Origin of the sequence: Leptospira bouyouniensis (assembly GCF_004769525.1) — a bacterium.
Lineage (GTDB): Bacteria > Spirochaetota > Leptospiria > Leptospirales > Leptospiraceae > Leptospira_A > Leptospira_A bouyouniensis.
Genome location: NZ_RQFT01000007.1, coordinates 56568 through 73559, shown reverse-complemented (window position 1 = coordinate 73559; position 16992 = coordinate 56568). Strand labels below are relative to the sequence as shown.

Below are 16992 nucleotides of genomic sequence, written 5' to 3'. Positions count from 1 at the left end.
ATCGCCTCTAGTGAAACACATGCAAAAACCGTCTTTACCATTTCGAAAACAAATTAGTTATGCGGTAGGCCAACTTGGTTGGTCTACACTCATCAATATCATCGGTCTTCACCAAGTTTATTTTTACCTACCCCCTGCACCTAAACCGGGCCAAGATTGTTTCCCGGATTTAATCGAAAAAATGGCATTTTGGGGCCTTTCCACGATTGGAGTGGTCGCAGCTATTGGTCGTTTATGGGATGCATTCACTGACCCACTCATTGCAAATTCATCTGATCGTTTTTCTTCACGATTTGGAAGAAGGATTCCGTTTTTATTTTTGGGTGGGGTTCCATCTGCCGTCTTTTGTTGGTTAATCTTTGTGCCACCACATAACTTCGTTTCATCGACCAACTTAGTGTGGATGACAAGTTTTATGTTACTCTTTTACTTATTTTTAACAGTGTATGTCACACCATTTTTTGCACTAATCCCGGAGCTTGGCCATACCCCAGAAGAACGACTCAATCTCTCCACATACATTTCAGTCACATATGCACTCGGGATCATCATTGCATCGACGGAACCGATGATTGCAAGCGCACTACAATCAAGTTTTGTTTTTGATGCAGATCCTTCTGTGCAAACGTTAGTTGCGCGCCAGTATGCACTGGGAATCCTTTGTATCTTTGCGGCGATTTGTATGTACTTCCCTGTGTTTACCATTCATGAAAAAACATACTGTGAGTCAGAAGCTTCAAGTGTTCCCTTCAAAGAAGCAATTTTACTCACATTCAAAAACAAAAACTTTTTGTATTTTGCTTTATCTGATTTGTGTTACTTCCTGGCTCTCACAATCCTCACAACTGGGATTTCCTATTATGTAACAGTGCTTTTAGAATTGGAACGAGACTTTGTGACACAACTTCTAACGGTGATGTTACTTGTGTCGTTTGCCTTTTATCCCGTAGTCAATTTTGTCGCACGGAAAATCGGGAAAAAGAGAACGGTTCTCATTGGCTTTTATACATTTCTCGCATTATTTTTATCCATCTATTTTATTGGGAAAAACAGTTTGCCCATATCCCCATATATCCAAGGTTATATGATCGTTGGGGTTGCTGCCATCCCAATTGCAATTCTTGGAATATTACCAAATGCAATATTAGCAGATATTGCTGAACTTGATTCATTAAAAACGGGATCGAAACGAGAAGGTCTATTTTATGCAGGACGAACCTTCATGCAGAAATTAGGACAAACACTTGCCGTCTTGATCTTTAGTTCTGTGATTTTACTTGGTCTAGACAGAGAATCCAAAAAACAAGTGTCTCCCAATGTGACAGGGATCATTGCGCCATCTGTGTCCGATTCTCAGACAGAATCCAAAAAAAATAGTGAGAGTGAGGCAAAAATAAGTAAGGAATCTACGATTTGTAAAGTCGAAGAAGTAGAAGCGGGAGGGGAGCTTGGAGTTCGGTTGACAGGACCACTTGCTTCTGCATTCTGTTTACTTGCAATTTTTCTCTTTGGAAAATACAAAGAGGATGAAACGTTAGAAGAGATTGCAAAGATACGTGGTAATTAAATCCTGGTTTTTGGAGCTATTCAGATGAGATATCGCATTGAGACAACCAAGTTAAAGAACGGGTATATCGAAGCCAAACTCATCGAGACAACCACAAATAACCCGATTGAATTTCGAATTTGTGACACGGAAGAATATGCGCAGGCCCAAATCAAAGATTGGCAAAAGCGCTTCCGAATGAATGAACCGCAAGAACAGGATTAAATTCTTCCTTCGATGGGGCATTTCGATTGCCCTAGTTTTGAGTGTTACCAATTGTAAATCCACCTCAAAACGTGATTACTTTGATTCTAACTTTAAGTGTTTTGCTGAGCCAGGTTGGCGTGACGATGCCAACTTTAAAAAATATATAGAAGTCGCTTGGATACCCATGCGTCTTCTCTTTGCCACCGACAATGCATCTATCAAAAAATCTGATGTAGTTTTTGCTGGTGATAGTTTAGTGCATTTATTTGTACCAGAACTTATGAAGAAAGAATTTCCGGGAAGAGTTGTCACCAATCGAGGGATTGGTGGTGATATGACAGAAACTCTCCTCACTCGAATAGACGAAGATGTCCTTGTACTTCATCCTGATACGATTGTAATTGAAATTGGTGGGAACGACTTTCGTGAAGGTAAGTGCCTTAGTTTAGTGCAGAACAACTTACAATTAATTATTCAAAAAATACATGCCAAGAATCGGAATACGAAAGTTATTTTGTTAGCGATTCCTCCAACGAGAGTAAAAGAACTCAATCAGATTGTTCCTGTATTCAATTTGTTTTTAAACCATTTGGCACGAACAACAAAAAATGTAGAATACATTGAGGTTTGGGACATTATGAGAAATCCTGATGCTCCTACATTAAGCGAAGAGTTTTACCGTCCGAATGGTGATGTTCTCCATTTTAACGAAAAAGGGTATGAAATTTGGGGTAAAAAATTACGGCCCTATTTGCAAAAATAAAATGAATTCACTGCTTCTTATCTCTCGTTCTCCCATTTCCGATACAATCTTACCAAACACATTCCCCACTAAAATAGGAAATTTTAGTGATACAACGTTTCCAATAAAGAAACCAATTTCGGTTTCACATTCAAAACAATTGGGGCTACACTGTGTCAGAATTGAAAGTGATGAAACTCTAACCAGAGACCAAATATTAAATATTCGGAATCAGTTGGCAAAAGATAAAATCGATTTTTTAGTGATCAATTCTTTGTTACCAAAATCAGGTGAATCTCTTTTTGTTTTTGATATGGATTCTACTGTCATCAAGGAAGAAGTGATTGATGAGTTGGCAAGAAAACATGGCGTGTATGAAGAAGTTGCGAGTGTTACAAAACAAGCAATGGAAGGTGGAATGGGTTTTGATGAAGCCCTTCGACTTCGTGTGATCCACCTAGCAGGTTTATCGATCCAAAGTTTTAAAGAAGTGTATGATGTTTTGCATTTAAATGATGGAATGGCATCAGTATTTCAATTTGTTCCATCGAACGGGTGTAAGCTTGGAATATTAAGCGGTGGATTTAGCCCCGTATTGGAATTATTTTCAAAAAAGTATCCGGTAGATTTTTTTCGTGCGAATGGTTTAGAAGAGAAGGAAGGTTTTTTCACAGGACAGATTCTTGGTGAGATCATCAACCGAGAGAAAAAGGAATTTTATCTCAAACAATATGCAAATGAACTTTCCATCCCTCTGGATCGCGTTGTTGCCGTTGGCGATGGAGCTAATGATGCTCTCATGTTAAATGCGGCGGGCATTGGCATTGGAATCCATGCGAAACAGGGATTAAAAGATAAAATAATCAATTGGATTGAGTTTACCGACTTATCAGCTTTAATTTTCCTCTTTGAGAATTCGTTTTAATTCATCTAATATTGAAAGTGCTTCAAGCGGTGGGATTTTATTTGGATCAAGTCCCGAAATTCTTCTAAGGACTTTCTCTTCGTTTACAGAAAGTCCTTTGGGTTCTTTTTCCAGTAGGTTTCCAAATAAAGTTGGTTCATCATTTTTAATTTTGATTTCTCTTTTTTTAGATTCGAGACCTGATAAAATTTCCTTTGCTCTTTCCGAAACGGATTCAGGAATCCCTGCTAGTTTTGCCACATAGATTCCGAAAGATTGTTTTGACTTCCCACGTTTTACTTTTTTTAAAAATAGAATTTCGCCATCCTTTTCAAAAGTATCCAGATATAAATTAAAGATACCTGCTCCTTTTTCAAGTTCTGTTAACTCATGGTAATGAGTGGCAAATATTGTTTTTGGTTTTGGAAAGTTTTTACTTAAAAATTCTAAAATCGCCCATGCGATCGACAAACCATCGTAAGTGGATGTACCACGGCCTACTTCATCAAATATAAGCAAACTATTTTCTGTGAATTGATTGAGGATGGTGGCAGTTTCTTTCATCTCCACAAAAAAAGTAGATTCACCCTTTGTTAAATTGTCACCAGACCCAATCCGTGTAAAAATTCGATCCACAATGGCAAGCGAAGCTTTTTTTGCCGGTACATAGGAACCCATTTGGAATAGAATTTGATTAATCGCAATTTGGCGCATAAAGGTAGACTTACCTGCCATATTGGGACCGGTTAACACAGCAATGGCGTTTTCTTTTGGATTCAGTTCTAGATTGTTTGGAACAAATCGTTCACCGATGGGTAAAAAAGTTTCCACGACTGGATGGCGAGAATCAATGTATTCGATGATCCCATCGGCTCGGATTTCAGGCCTTATCCACTGGTATTCTTCTTTGGTCTCCGTTAGAGACAGATGGTAATCAAGTGAAGCCACTTCATTAGATAAAGTTAAAAAAGCTTCGTAAAGTGAGATACAAGAGCTTACAAGACGATCAAACACTTGTTTTTCGATTCGTTCGATGATTTCATCCGCTTGTAAGATGACTCTCTCTAATTCTTCTAATTTTGGAGAGGTAAACCTTTCTCCTGTCACCAGAGTTTGTTTTTTCAAAAAATGAGAGGGGACATCTTTTGCCTGCGCCTTAGAGACTTCGATAAAGTATCCAAGGATTTTGTTGTATCGAATTTTGAGACTTGAACAACCCGATTCCTTTTTTTCTTTTTCTTCGAGTTCTAGGATCCAATCTTTTCCTTTTTCTCGTGCGAGGATTGCTTCATCGTATTCTTTGTCATAGCCGGATTTTAAAAATGGAGAGTTTCCTAAAAAAACTGGGAGTTCCCCGTCGAACAATGTATTTTGGAATTCTAAAACGAGAGATTCTAAATCCTTTGGGAGTTTGGAAAAGTCATATCCAATTCCATCCAAAATCTCTTTCATATGACTGACAGCCGTTAAACTTTTTTCAATCCCACGAAAATCTCGCGGTAATGCTTTTCCCACTCGAAACCTAGTGATGACACGTTCCAAATCAATGAGATCTCCGAGAGATTCTTTCATTCGTAATCTTTCTTTTTTGTTTTGGGTTAAAATTTCAATTTTGTCCCAATGGTCTCTGATTTTGTTTTCATCCCGGGTGGGGAAAAGAATCCTTTGTTTCAGATACCGTTTCCCAGTAGCAGTGATACATCGATTCAAAACTCCAAAAAGTGTATGGTTTTTGTCATTCGGATTTTCGACTAACTCCAAATGGGAAACAGTTTGTTCATCCAAAATTAAATATTCTGCTTCATCGATCCTTCTTGGGGATTTAAATACAAAATTTTGGTTTCGGTAGTTGTATTGTAAATAAGCATCTAATACATGTACTACGGTGTCGATCCCAGCACCTTTTTTTTTAGGTAAATATTCTTTTGGAATTTGAGATAAAATGATTTTTGATTCTTTTGAAAGAGGAGGGATCTCTTCTGTATAAATCATTTCCTTTGGGGAAAATCGTTTAATTGTATCAAGTATCTTTTCAGTTTCTGATTCTCTGAAAAAAAAGTAAACAAGTTCTGATGTCGATACATCAGCAAACGCTAGGTATACGGAAGATTTTTCTTTGTAATAAAGGGATAAATAATTGTTTTGGTAACCACCAAGTAAGTTGTCTTCCACAACTGTCCCAGGAGTGATGATTCGCACCACTTCCCTTGACATGATCTTTGCTTTAGGATCATCTGGTTTAGTTTGTTCGCAAACTACTACTTTTTTCCCCGCAGAGATAAGCCTCGAAATATAACTTTCTGTGGCATGGTAAGGGATTCCAGCCATTGGAATTTGGTTTTGTCTTTTGGTAAGAGTGATGTCTAAAATCTGTGCGGCGATTTTTGCATCCTCCATAAACATTTCATAAAAATCACCCATCCGAAAGAAAACAATCCCATCTGGGTGGAGTTCTTTTACTTCCAGATACTGGCGCATCACTGGAGTATTCAAAGCTTCATAGGTTTCGGACATTGTGTACCAATTCTTTGATTTTATTTGGATCTTTTTTGCCTTCTGTTTCTACACCACTTGCCACATCAATTCCTGTTGGCTTCAAGCTTTTCAGAGCGAGCTGGACATTCTCCGGTGTGATCCCACCAGCAAGTAAATAGGGTCGTTTTACATTTGTTACATATTCCCAAGGAAAGGTATGCCCACTCCCACCACCTAAACCTTTCTGAAAACTATCTAGGATCACGAGGGGTGACCTGGGTTCTAATTCTTCATCAGAAACAATTGGTGACTGAATCCGGATGGCAGGGAGTAATTGTTTTTGAATGGTGAGAGAGTCCCAAAGTTCCGTTGATACAAATTGATCTCCCCGGATGAGTTGGATCAAATCAGGTGAAAATTGTTTTGTGATTTGAAGGATTTCATTTGTAGCATTTTCAAAAAATAAAAATACTACTTTGGGAAACCCTGGTTTGTGGCGGATTGATAGGAGCTCATCTGCTACCCTCTCATCGATCTTACGAGGGGAACGGGGAGAAAAATTAAGGCCAACAAAATCCACACCGAGTTCCTGGCATAACTCCAGTGTGGGAAGGTCTTTGATTCCACAAATTTTAATCTGAAACTTGGTTCCCATCGAGAACCAGATTGGTTCAGCTCAGATCAGAGGCAATCGATCCTTTGTATCCAAAGTGTAAAAATTTAAGGAAACTGTCTTGGTAGACTAGCATGTCTTGTTTCGAAATCCCTTGTCTTACCATTTGCACAAAGATATTCAAGAAAAATGACAAGATGTTCCGAACTACAAACTCATCCACCTCTCCCTTGTAACTAGGGTTTTTTTGTTTGAAGTTGTTGTATTGTTCGAAATTGATTTTAGTAAGCCTTGTGAGAACCGTATCTGGAAATTCTTCCAAATGGGAACCTTGTGCCTTAGTGAGCAGAAGGATAAAATCATCTCGGTTCGCATCGACATAATCAAGTGCGATGTGGAATCTTTCTCTCCATGCCTCATAACTGTCGTTAAAGCGTTTTTCAAAATAATCTGGATGTGAAACATAAGCGAACGCCTTTTCTAATCCAGACAACACAGGTTGTAAGATTTCTGTGAGTAAGTGTTCTTTGTTTTCAAAGTAATTATAGATATTACTCGTGGATACCTTTGCTTTTTTGGCAATGGTTCTCATGCTGGCTTTTTCAAAACCAAGTTGGATGAACTCTTCACGAGCTGCTTGGAGAATTTCTTTTCTAGTATGTTCTTTTGGAGTTTGCATAGTCCTGAACGATGTTTCCTAAAAGAACAATCTCGTTCAGGATTCATTTGTAAAGTCCAATTTTACATCTTTATTGTATTTTGTATTAAATTTGCCACAATTCCATAAAGTCGGAAACTTCCTAACACCAAAACGGGAGTTCTGCCTTGGAATAAAGGAACAATCTCTTGCTGTGAACTTTTCCGGAGCGTTCGGTGGACAAGATTTCCTTCGGGGTCAGGGAATCTAGCAAACCCTTCTCCCTCCCATAAGGTGAGGCTTTCCAAGGTATTTTCCGGCAAAACCTCGAGAATTCCACTCAGGTCTTTGTCTGGGAGGCTTCCGAGGAGGAGGTGGAATTTGGAGTGGGTTTTTGCAAATTCAAGGGTTGTCACTAATATTGCATCTGGGTTATGAGATGGGTCGAAAACAACAAGAGGATTGTTTGCCAAAACTTCCATCCTCCCTTTTGGTTTTGGTAGGTCAGCGATTGTCATCACTGAAAGTGAATCTTTTTGATTTGGAAGGATTTGGGAGACGATTTCTTTCGCATACGCAAAATTCATTTCCAAATAACTTTCTTTAGGTGGGCATGCGAATACAAAAAGAGGAACATCTTCTGCTCTCGGACGATTTGTGAAAACTGTGTTTAATGATTCCACTTCTTTATCCATGGCAAAAAGTTTCAAAGTTTGATCACCAATGATGGCCAATTTTTCCTGACAAATGGCTTCTTTGGTATTTCCTAGGATTGCCGCATGGTCGAGGCCAATTTTAGTAAGCACTACATATTCCGCGTTTACTAATTTGGTCGCATCTAATCTACCTCCAAGACCTGCCTCCCAAATTTCTACATCTGTATTCTCTTCTGCAAAAAAGCAGTAAGCAAAAACGGTTAGGAATTCAAAGTAGGATAGGTTTTGATAGCGATCAATTTCTGCGAGGAAATGGTTTTCGAAACATTGGTTTACTTTTTCCCATGTGGGAAGGATTGGATTCCCTTGGATTACCATTTGGAATCTTTCGAGTGGAGTGAGTAGGTGGGGAGAAGTGTAAAGTCCCACATGTAAACCCAATTTTGAAAATAAACAAGCTAAGTAGTGTGAGGTGCTACCTTTTCCATTTGTTCCTACTACACTGATACGAATAGGATTATGTTGTTTTTTAATCGAAGAAACTTTTGTAAAATCAAAAACTTTTTTAAGAGAATCCAAAGTGTAGGTCTGGAATACATTGAAGTTTCTTGTTTTTTCAATGTTTTGTCTCTCGTTTAAAAAATCTAAAAAGTTCATAGTGATCATCAATGTAGAAAGGATTCGATTTTATTTTCTCTTTTTTAATTCATGTAATAAAATTGATTCTACTTTACGGATCCATTTTTGTTTAACTTTTGTATTGGTAAATAGTTCAAATTGTTTGATCCCTTGGAATAATAACATATGATAGCCAGGGATGATCGCTGCCTTTTTCTGTTTGGCAATTTGTACTAAATTTGTTTCCAAAGGATTGTAAACAATATCGAATAACGTATGTTTTTTGGTGAAGAAGTTGGAATCCAAAATGGGTTCACCACCTACACCTTTCATTCCGATGGGTGTGGTATGAATCACAAGATCATAGTCTTCTTTATTTTTTATTGCATCTTCCTTTGTTGTACGTTCCAACCATGCTGGATTTCCTAACGATTGTTCGATTTCACTGATCGCCGACTGGTTTCTGGCAAGGATTTGCACCTTTCTTTGGAAAGATTGTTGTTTCCTATTCGTTTCCAATTCCTTTGCAATGGAAAATAAAATCCCCTTGGCACTACCTCCACTCCCAAGGATGAGGATTTTTTTGGATTCGTTTGGATCTAATAAATCAGGATTGTTTTGTAAGATAGAAAAGAGCGCACCGGATCCATCTGTATTGACAGCTTCGACCTCACTGCGAAGTAAAAGTGTATTTGATGCTAACATTGTCTTAGATGACTCACATACCTTGTCTGCTTGTGTATATGCCCATTCTTTAAAGGGAATCGTTACAGAAACTCCTTTCACTCCTAAATCGCGAAGGGGGCCAATTCCGATTTCTTTCCATCGTTCGTTTTCAAATACTAAATAGACAGCATCATACCCAGAGAGTTGGAACAGTGTGTTGTGGATCCAAGGGGAAAGGGTGTGGCCTAAGGGAAATCCCAATATGCCAAAGATCTCTGTGTGTTTTGAATACAAGGAAAACCTCTTTTTTTTATCTTATGGACTATACAATGGCTTACCGAAAATAGGTAATAGATAGGTACAAGACCAATGATTTCATTACCGCTCGCCGCACCATCGGAACCATGGACAATTCTCGTTGATATTTTATTCTTTTTTCTCGCATCTGCAGCCTGTGCATATTATTTTTATTATTATAAACGCAAAGACTTACTCGGTAAATTTTGGGGTTCCACTTTCGTTGCTGGCATTGGTGCATTGATTGTATTTGCTACCTTACAAACTTATATCAGGGACATCATCATGTGGCTCATGTCACCAAAAATTGGTTCCACTCAACTATCAAACGTGAATTTGGTCGCTATTTTTCTTGGTGGTTTTTTTGCCCTTTACATCATGAATCGCATCAACCATAACAAAGAAAGAAGGGACTGAGTTCGTTTTTTCATAGAGTTTGAGATACTTTAGAAAATTATAATAAAAGCCAAGTAGGGCGAGGACAAAACCTTGTTTTCCATCTAGGATTCCTAAACGAATCCAGTACATATAAAATCCTTTAAAACATCCTTTCATAAAAGCCCAAAATATTGAACTTTGTTTTCCATTTCTAAATTCTTCTTCTGCAAACAAACTTGAGTAACGATCGATGAATTTTAAATGGTCTGAGATATTTTTATAAGAATAATGGAAAAGAGGATTTTTTAATTTTAATGGTCTTCCATTCAGTTTGACTCTTTCATGCACCAAACCACCGCTAAACTGTCCTTCTGCCTTATGAAATAACCGGATTTGGTAATTTGGGTAATAACCCCCGAATCGAATCCATTTTCCAAGATAAAACGTGAGCCTTGGAACTAAAAATCCCTTTGTTTTTATATCTTGATTCGAAAAAAGTTTTAAAATTTCTTCTTTTAGTTTTGGGGATACAACTTCATCTGCATCAATAGCAAACACCCAATCATATTTAGTTTTAGCGATCGCAAAGTTTTTTTGGTCAGCATAATTATCGAATTTATGGTAATAAACTCGTGCTCCCATTGATTTTGCGATTTCCACAGTTTCATCGGTGGAACCTGAATCAACAACCACGACGTCATCAATGAAAGAAATTGCTTTTAAGGTGCGACTGAGATTGTCTGCTTCGTTAAGGGTTATGATGGCACAAGAAAGGGGAATTGATGACATTTAAAAATTAATTAGAATCGCGGCTGGAAACAAAATTTTCAGTTAGCGGTATTTCCAATCTTGCAATCGTGGAATCTTCGCCAATGATGATTCTAAAAAAATTGGGATCAATTCCTTCTCCTTTTAACATGATGAGAATGAGTGCCAGGCCAAGACCTGCTCCCTCTGATGTATCCGCATTATCGATATAAAACTGAGCGATGTCATCATACATCATTCCTTTTTCCAAACGTTCACGGATCGATTTTTCTTCTTCTTTGGCAATGGGAGTGTTGTTGATGACTTCGATGAGGATCCCATCGTCGTTGTACTTAAAATTTATTAAACAGTAGTATCCTTTTTTTTTGGCTTTGATCCCAAACTCGTTCGACATTTCTTCCGAAAACATCTCACGGTATTCCCGAACCCCTCTTGCGTATTCGGAAGGATTTAACATACTATAACCACGTTCTTCGAAAAAAACTCGTTTTTGGTTGGCCTTACAGGCATTGATTGCAAGTTCTTTGATGATGGTGTAGAGAGTGGGGACGAGAGTGGGGTAGGTAAGCCTATCTAAAATGAGTCCTACGGCCTCCTTGATGTGTTCCTCAACGGATTTGGAGACCCGGTGGGTCTTTAGCGAGAGAATTTTCCCGTTTTCGATATGTAATTTGATGTGATCAGAAATCTCGCTTGTTTCCTTTCCCATACCCGAAATCTTTTCCATTCTAGTCCTTACTGTCAAGGTACTAAGACCGCAAGCATGAAAAACCGCAGGCTTCTATCCCTCACTTTATTCCTATCGGCATTTGCCCCCACCATTCTTTTGTCTCAAAATTTGAAAATGAAAGCAGTTCGGATTTGGGACAGTGAAAAAGCCAATTTTTCTGGATTTGTCAATTTGGAAATTGTCCAAGGAAAAATCACCTCGATCCAACCCACTAAAGAAACACAAAACCCTGAATACCTTTTGCCTGGCTTTTGTGATGCGTCTGTCACACTTGGGGCAAACTCCATTGGAGGAAAAACAAGTAGGACAGAATTTCAAACGATCCTCACAGGATTTTTGTCAGCAGGGTTTAGCCATATTGAATCGGTTGCAGACCCGAATTTGGGTGCTCTCCAATCGGAAATTGGTAAATCTAAATGGAATGCACCTATTCTTTCCCAATCCCAAAAACCGTCTTTGTTTCCAGAACTAAAACTGGGAGAAGGGGCCATCTACCAATCCGGACTGAGTGGGAAGATGGATCCAAAACGAAACAAACATGTCCCTATCTTTTTGAAGGAAAAAGAAAACAAAGGTTTTTCTCAAACCGAACTTTATACAAAACGAAAAGAATTAGAAGCAAGTGGGCAATTGGCAGTTGCCTATACCTTTGCCGACAAAACCAGTTGGGAAGACGCCCTTGATACAGGATTTTCTGTTATCTTCCATCCGATGCCAGAAGGTACAAATCTCTTCCGAGCCCAGAAACGAGACTTTCTCTGGGCACCTATGTTTGGTATCCTTTACCTCCAAGAATTAAAAGGGAAACAAGAGGAATGGAAAGAAGAACAAAAACTTTGGTCAGAACTCAATCCACATTATGGCAAAGTTTGGAAGGAAAGTTTGCATTGGGAAAGTGAAACAGTTGAATCCGAGACCTCAGAACCATTCTCAGTTTATGCATCCTTGTTCCAAAAAGAAAAAGAAACACATTCCAATTTGCTTTTTGCCAGTGGAACCGGGCATTGGGGGCTTTTTCCTGGACAAGCAGCCATTGTGGAAGTGCGTTTATGGGAATCTTTATTACGAGAAGAACGAAATGAAAGGCAGGGTCTCAAGGAAAATTCCAATCGTTTTTGGGAATCCCTCTTTGGTCGAAAGAGTTATTTGGTCCTTCCCACAAAACAAGACGAGGAAAGCCTTCCCAAAGTGCGTCGCCGTATCATCCAAACTCTTACTGAAAAAACCTGCCAGTATGTTGGGGCTGATCATGGTGGGAAAATCCGAGTGGGTGGACCGGCACATTTTTCCATCCTAAAGGAAAATCCTCTGAAACGCAGTTCGGGAATATTTCCAATTGAATCCATGGTATTAGGAGGAAAGTTGGTATATACCTCGAAACCCACCAAGGAAGGAACCGCAAAATGAAAGGCCCATCCTCAGAATTTGACCGTTTATTAGAAGAAAGTTTTAAAAAAAGACAATCCATTGAACCAGGCTCTCGCCATGAAGCCAAAGTAACAGCTGTTAAGAATGATTATGTATTTATCAGAACTGTTGAAAACAAAGTGATAGGAAATATCTCTTCAGAAGAATGGAGAGAAGATGTATTACCAAAAATAGGTGATACCCTCGTCGTATATTTTTTAAAAGAAAATTCTGGTGATTTTTATTTTACCACTTGTTTGTCCCAAGACAACCTAACAGAAGAAAATTTAGAATTAGCCCATCAATTTGAAATTCCTGTTCTTGGTCAGTTGTTACAAGAAGGGAATGGCGGTTGGGATGTAAAACTTGGAAGTCACACAGCCTTTGTTCCGTTTAGCCAATTGGATGTATCTTTAAAAGGAAAAAATATAGCTGGTAAACGAATCAAGTTTATCATCTCCGAACTTGGCAAAAAACAAAACAAAATTTTACTCTCTCAAAAGAAAATAGCAGATAAAGAAAGAGAGACAAAGAAACAGCTGTTACGTGACGAGTTGAAAGTTGGAATGTTTGTTTCATGTGTTGTGAAAAGTATTCACAAATTTGGCCTCATTGTGGACATGGATGGACTTGATGCCTTGGTCCCTCAATCGGAAGCAACGTATAAAAAAAATCCAGATCTCACCACTGAGTTTCGAGTGGGAGAAACTTTACGTGCTAAAATTTTAACATTGGATTGGACTACGAATAAAATCTCACTCAGTGTAAAAGATTTTTTATCGGACCCTTGGTCAGGAAAACTTCCTTTTAAGGAATCGGATATCATTTCAGGGATTGTGGAATCAATCAAACCATTCGGACTATTTGTACGGTTGGGAGAAGATTTTTCAGGACTTGTTCCTAACAAAGAATCTGGAATTCCTCAAAGGACTCCCCTCAATACTGTTTTCCAACCTGGCCAAAAACTCGAAGTATTTGTTTTGGAAATCAATCCAGAAAAAAGACAAATTGCTCTTTCGATAACAAAGGCTGCAGAAGCAAAAGACAGAATGGAATACCAAGATTATCTTTCCAAAGATAGTTCTAACGATTCTGTTTCCAGTTTTGGTCTTGCTTTAAAGAAATCTTTGGAAAACCAAAAGAAAAAGAAGTAAAAATATCTTGGAAATTGCATTGTTTCGCCCTGAAATTCCACCTAACACGGGTAATATTGCCAGACTTTGTGTGAATGCAGGGGTGCCACTTTCGATTGTGGGGGAACCGTCTTTTGATCTTTCTGAAAAAGCGGTGAGGCGTGCAGGCCTTGACTATTGGAAAGATTTGGAACTCTTTCGTTACCCCACTTGGGAAATCTTCCAAAAGGAAAAAGAGAGCCTTGGGAAACGAATTTTGCTTGTATCCAAGTTTGGAAAAAAAGTCTATTGGGATGTGTCCTTTACGTCGCAAGATGTATTTTTATTTGGCAGGGAGACCTCGGGACTTCCGGAAGAAATTCACAAAGTCCACCCTTCTGACCAAATCATTTCAATTCCTATGGCAGAATCGAGTCGTTCGATCAATTTATCCAATGCCGTTGCCATCATCCTTTATGAAGCACTGCGCCAAGAAAAAACACGGACTAATCCCTAAAGGATAAAACAATTTACAACTCCTCCGTTCCCATTGAAATGGGAATATATGCCGTTCCCTCTTTCCAGAACCGAGTTAGAGAAAGAAATCAAAACTTTGTTCTCCAATGGACTGTCGGGGAATGTGAACGATTTTTACTCTTGGGTTTTTATGGAAATCCAGAGAAAGTTCAAAGATGTACCAGATACAACTTTAGAAACTGTCATTTCAGTATTAGATGAACTTGTCAAAGATTCGTTCATCACAACCAATCCAATTGACCCACGTGAGTATTATATAACGGATGTTTCACCTATCATACGAAAGATGGGTGTTACTGAAACTTTTGTCATCCTCGGTGCACTCCATTTTAATCCAATGCAATATGTAAGGGCAAGACTTGCTTATTTTCTCAAACGGAATGGAATCGATGAAGAGTTACGAATGGATCTTTGTATCGCAACGGTTGAAGCAGTAGAAAATGCAGCAAAGTATGGTGATGGCGGTGGAGTGGAAGTTACATTCCAAATAGACAAACATAAAGTGTTTAGTATTGAAATGATCAACACCGTTAAAGATTTTAATTTAGAAGATGATATCCAAAGGGGTAAATTTTCATCCACCGCAACCCTTATGCGTGGCATGATGGTCATGCAAAAACTTTTTGATTCTGTTGATTTAGAAATCACTGATAACAGAAAACAAGCTATCCTAAAAGCAACTCGTAAACTAACATAGGTTCCTATGGCAAATTTCAAAATGGTTTCTCCTTTTAAAGCTGCCGGAGACCAAGTGAAAGCAATTGAAAATATTGCAAATTCATTTGGTGAAGGTAAAAACAAAATCACACTCGTGGGTGTGACTGGGTCTGGAAAAACATTTACCATGGCCGAAGTTATCACTCGTGTCAAAAAACCCACTCTGATTCTATCACATAATAAAACATTGGCGGCTCAGTTGTTTCGGGAGTTTAAGGAATTTTTCCCTGAAAATGCAGTCGAATATTTTGTTTCGTATTATGATTATTACCAACCTGAAGCCTACGTTCCTTCTTCAGATACATTTATAGAAAAAGATATGTCGATGAATGAAGAAATCGACAAACTTAGATTACGTGCTACTTCCAGTTTATTGGAACGAGATGATGTGATCATTGTAAGTTCCGTATCTTGCATTTATGGCTTGGGTTCTCCTGAAGATTATATGAACTCTGTTGTGATGCTGCAAGTTGGAGATAAAATCGACCGTGACCAAATCATTCGTAAATTTTTACACATCCAATATGCAAGAAACGATATTGATTTTAGTCGAGGGAATTTCCGAGTTCGGGGAGACACGATTGAAATTATGCCATCTTACCAAGAGGAAGGAATTCGAATCGAATTATTTGGAGATGAGATTGATGGTCTTTCTAAAATTGATCCTCTTACAGGTAAGGTAAAAATCAAATTGGACCGCGTGGTCGTATACCCTGCAAAACATTTCATCACTTCAGGTCCAAAAATCAAAGATGCCATTGAAAAAATCAAAGAAGAGATGGCTTTACAAAAAGAATATTTTCTAAAACAAGGCAAACACTTAGAAGCCGAACGAATTGAATCAAGAACCAACTATGACATGGAGATGTTACTCGAACTTGGTTATTGTAATGGAATTGAAAACTATTCAAGGCATTTGACCGGTAGGTCAGAAGGGGAAAGACCGGCGTGCCTTCTCGATTATTTTCCTGGAAAAGATTTTTTACTCATCATTGACGAATCTCATGTTACTTTACCCCAAATCGGTGGAATGTATGCTGGAGATAGGTCCAGAAAACAAACGTTAGTTGACTTTGGGTTTCGCTTACCAAGCGCACTTGACAATAGACCTTTGAATTTTGAAGAATTTGAACAAATGACACCAAGGACTTTGTATGTGTCAGCCACACCTGATCAAAATGAATTGAATAAAAGTGAGGCAATTTTTGAACAAATCATTCGACCAACAGGACTTCTTGATCCGATTGTAGAAGTTAGGCCAACGGCAAATCAAATTGAAGACATTCTTAACGAAATTAGATTGAGGATTGAACAAAAAGAACGAATCCTTATTACCACTCTGACAAAAAAAATGTCAGAAGATTTAACTGATTATTATAAAGAAGTGGGTCTAAAGATCGCTTATTTACATTCGGAAATTGACACGATCGAACGTACGGAAATCATTCGGGACTTACGAAAAGGTGTTTATGATTGTATCGTTGGGATCAATTTATTAAGAGAAGGTTTGGATATACCAGAAGTGTCTCTAGTTACTATCCTTGATGCCGACAAAGAAGGTTTTCTTAGAAACTACAAATCACTCATCCAAACGATTGGTCGTGCTGCAAGGAATGTCAATGGAAAGGCAATTTTATATGCTGATCGTATGACAGATTCGATGAAAAAAGCGATTAGTGAAACGGAACGTCGGCGTTTGATTCAAGAATCTCATAATCAAAAAATGGGAATCACACCACAGACAATTCGAAAAGAAATTCATGATATTCTTCCGAGGGAAATGGCGGAAGAGGATAGCAAAGAAGAAGCATTAAAAGACTTGGAAAAAGAATTTACTTTGAAGAAATACAAAACCAAAGACAAGTTACGTGAAGCTTTGAAACGTGAGATGTTACGTTACGCAAATGACTTAGATTTTGAAAAAGCGGCCATGTTTCGTGATAAAATGTTAGCACTTGGCCCAGATAAAATTGAAACATAAG

17 protein-coding genes are annotated in these 16992 nt (G+C 38.3%); 10 read left to right on the top strand and 7 right to left on the bottom strand.

Annotated elements, in window-relative coordinates; translation table 11 throughout:
• Positions 1 to 19 precede the first annotated feature (19 nt).
• The 4 genes from EHQ43_RS06455 to serB are packed head-to-tail and all read left to right on the top strand — an operon-like array spanning position 20 to position 3420.
• Positions 20 to 1567, top strand: a complete 1548-nt coding sequence (locus EHQ43_RS06455) for an MFS transporter (protein ID WP_244242674.1) — start codon at positions 20 to 22, stop codon at positions 1565 to 1567.
• A gap of 24 nt (positions 1568 to 1591) precedes the next feature.
• The gene (locus EHQ43_RS06450) at positions 1592 to 1771 is read left to right on the top strand and encodes a hypothetical protein (protein ID WP_002975048.1); all 180 of its coding nucleotides are present in this window, start codon (positions 1592 to 1594) and stop codon (positions 1769 to 1771) included.
• A 19-nt stretch (positions 1772 to 1790) separates the two neighbouring features.
• Positions 1791 to 2516 carry a GDSL-type esterase/lipase family protein gene (locus tag EHQ43_RS06445; protein WP_135770707.1) on the top strand — a complete coding sequence of 242 codons (726 nt, stop codon included), beginning with the start codon at positions 1791 to 1793 and terminating at the stop codon, positions 2514 to 2516.
• 1 nt (position 2517) lies between these two features.
• Complete coding sequence (gene serB, locus EHQ43_RS06440) at positions 2518 to 3420, top strand: phosphoserine phosphatase SerB (protein ID WP_135741222.1); 903 nt, start codon at positions 2518 to 2520, stop codon at positions 3418 to 3420.
• Here the strand turns inward: serB and mutS are convergent.
• From mutS to EHQ43_RS06415, 5 genes are all read right to left on the bottom strand, one after another.
• Entirely contained in the window at positions 3391 to 5913 is a 2523-nt protein-coding gene (gene mutS, locus EHQ43_RS06435; RefSeq protein ID WP_135770441.1) for a DNA mismatch repair protein MutS, read from the bottom strand. The two genes, serB and mutS, sit on opposite strands and share 30 nt — an antisense overlap.
• Positions 5897 to 6529: a phosphoribosylanthranilate isomerase gene (locus tag EHQ43_RS06430; RefSeq protein ID WP_135770440.1), complete on the bottom strand. Its 633-nt coding sequence runs from the start codon at positions 6527 to 6529 to the stop codon at positions 5897 to 5899. The genes mutS and EHQ43_RS06430 overlap by 17 nt, the downstream gene beginning before the upstream one ends.
• 16 nt (positions 6530 to 6545) lie before the next feature.
• On the bottom strand, positions 6546 to 7166 hold the full coding sequence (locus EHQ43_RS06425; protein ID WP_135741225.1) for a TetR/AcrR family transcriptional regulator: 621 nt from the start codon (positions 7164 to 7166) through the stop codon (positions 6546 to 6548).
• Positions 7167 to 7228: 62 nt separating this feature from the next.
• On the bottom strand, positions 7229 to 8437 hold the full coding sequence (locus tag EHQ43_RS06420) for a folylpolyglutamate synthase/dihydrofolate synthase family protein (RefSeq protein ID WP_135770439.1): 1209 nt from the start codon (positions 8435 to 8437) through the stop codon (positions 7229 to 7231).
• Between the two features lie 30 nt (positions 8438 to 8467).
• Positions 8468 to 9358: a shikimate dehydrogenase family protein gene (locus EHQ43_RS06415; RefSeq protein WP_135741227.1), complete on the bottom strand. Its 891-nt coding sequence runs from the start codon at positions 9356 to 9358 to the stop codon at positions 8468 to 8470.
• Positions 9359 to 9433: 75 nt separating this feature from the next.
• On the opposite strand from EHQ43_RS06415, the gene EHQ43_RS06410 reads away from it, so the two are divergent.
• A complete protein-coding gene (locus EHQ43_RS06410; protein ID WP_012387849.1) occupies positions 9434 to 9778 on the top strand; it encodes a hypothetical protein in 345 nt (114 codons plus the stop codon).
• Here EHQ43_RS06410 and EHQ43_RS06405 read toward each other — a convergent pair.
• Together EHQ43_RS06405 and EHQ43_RS06400 are read right to left on the bottom strand one after the other, a co-directional pair.
• On the bottom strand, positions 9686 to 10528 hold the full coding sequence (locus EHQ43_RS06405) for a glycosyltransferase family 2 protein (protein ID WP_135754609.1): 843 nt from the start codon (positions 10526 to 10528) through the stop codon (positions 9686 to 9688). The genes EHQ43_RS06410 and EHQ43_RS06405 overlap by 93 nt on opposite strands.
• 7 nt (positions 10529 to 10535) lie before the next feature.
• Positions 10536 to 11234: a histidine kinase gene (locus EHQ43_RS06400; RefSeq protein WP_135741229.1), complete on the bottom strand. Its 699-nt coding sequence runs from the start codon at positions 11232 to 11234 to the stop codon at positions 10536 to 10538.
• 117 nt (positions 11235 to 11351) lie between these two features.
• Here EHQ43_RS06400 and EHQ43_RS06395 point away from each other — a divergent pair, with 117 nt between their 5' ends.
• Genes EHQ43_RS06395 through uvrB form a run of 5 tightly spaced genes read left to right on the top strand, consistent with a single transcriptional unit; the run spans position 11352 to position 16991 of the window.
• Positions 11352 to 12644 carry a hypothetical protein gene (locus tag EHQ43_RS06395; RefSeq protein ID WP_244242673.1) on the top strand — a complete coding sequence of 431 codons (1293 nt, stop codon included), beginning with the start codon at positions 11352 to 11354 and terminating at the stop codon, positions 12642 to 12644.
• Positions 12641 to 13798, top strand: coding sequence for a S1 RNA-binding domain-containing protein (locus EHQ43_RS06390; RefSeq protein WP_135770438.1), 1158 nt, complete (start codon positions 12641 to 12643; stop codon positions 13796 to 13798). Before EHQ43_RS06395 ends, EHQ43_RS06390 begins: the two co-directional genes overlap by 4 nt.
• 7 nt (positions 13799 to 13805) lie before the next feature.
• Positions 13806 to 14273, top strand: coding sequence for a tRNA (cytidine(34)-2'-O)-methyltransferase (locus tag EHQ43_RS06385; protein WP_135770437.1), 468 nt, complete (start codon positions 13806 to 13808; stop codon positions 14271 to 14273).
• Between the two features lie 48 nt (positions 14274 to 14321).
• Positions 14322 to 14990 carry an ATP-binding protein gene (locus tag EHQ43_RS06380; protein ID WP_135741233.1) on the top strand — a complete coding sequence of 223 codons (669 nt, stop codon included), beginning with the start codon at positions 14322 to 14324 and terminating at the stop codon, positions 14988 to 14990.
• Positions 14991 to 14996: 6 nt separating this feature from the next.
• Positions 14997 to 16991: an excinuclease ABC subunit UvrB gene (gene uvrB, locus EHQ43_RS06375; protein WP_135754611.1), complete on the top strand. Its 1995-nt coding sequence runs from the start codon at positions 14997 to 14999 to the stop codon at positions 16989 to 16991.
• Position 16992: the final 1 nt, after the last annotated feature.

Bases quoted from the DNA above. Each gene is read 5' to 3' on its own strand.
- EHQ43_RS06455 (WP_244242674.1), top strand. From the start codon at position 20: ATGCAAAAACCGTCTTTACCATTTCGAAAACAAATTAGTTATGCGGTA.
- EHQ43_RS06450 (WP_002975048.1), top strand. From the start codon at position 1,592: ATGAGATATCGCATTGAGACAACCAAGTTAAAGAACGGGTATATCGAA.
- serB (WP_135741222.1), top strand. From the start codon at position 2,518: ATGAATTCACTGCTTCTTATCTCTCGTTCTCCCATTTCCGATACAATC.
- mutS (WP_135770441.1), bottom strand. From the start codon at position 5,913: ATGTCCGAAACCTATGAAGCTTTGAATACTCCAGTGATGCGCCAGTAT.
- EHQ43_RS06430 (WP_135770440.1), bottom strand. From the start codon at position 6,529: ATGGGAACCAAGTTTCAGATTAAAATTTGTGGAATCAAAGACCTTCCC.
- EHQ43_RS06425 (WP_135741225.1), bottom strand. From the start codon at position 7,166: ATGCAAACTCCAAAAGAACATACTAGAAAAGAAATTCTCCAAGCAGCT.
- EHQ43_RS06420 (WP_135770439.1), bottom strand. From the start codon at position 8,437: ATGAACTTTTTAGATTTTTTAAACGAGAGACAAAACATTGAAAAAACA.
- EHQ43_RS06410 (WP_012387849.1), top strand. From the start codon at position 9,434: ATGATTTCATTACCGCTCGCCGCACCATCGGAACCATGGACAATTCTC.
- EHQ43_RS06405 (WP_135754609.1), bottom strand. From the start codon at position 10,528: ATGTCATCAATTCCCCTTTCTTGTGCCATCATAACCCTTAACGAAGCA.
- EHQ43_RS06400 (WP_135741229.1), bottom strand. From the start codon at position 11,234: ATGGAAAAGATTTCGGGTATGGGAAAGGAAACAAGCGAGATTTCTGAT.
- EHQ43_RS06395 (WP_244242673.1), top strand. From the start codon at position 11,352: ATGAAAGCAGTTCGGATTTGGGACAGTGAAAAAGCCAATTTTTCTGGA.
- EHQ43_RS06390 (WP_135770438.1), top strand. From the start codon at position 12,641: ATGAAAGGCCCATCCTCAGAATTTGACCGTTTATTAGAAGAAAGTTTT.
- EHQ43_RS06380 (WP_135741233.1), top strand. From the start codon at position 14,322: ATGCCGTTCCCTCTTTCCAGAACCGAGTTAGAGAAAGAAATCAAAACT.
- uvrB (WP_135754611.1), top strand. From the start codon at position 14,997: ATGGCAAATTTCAAAATGGTTTCTCCTTTTAAAGCTGCCGGAGACCAA.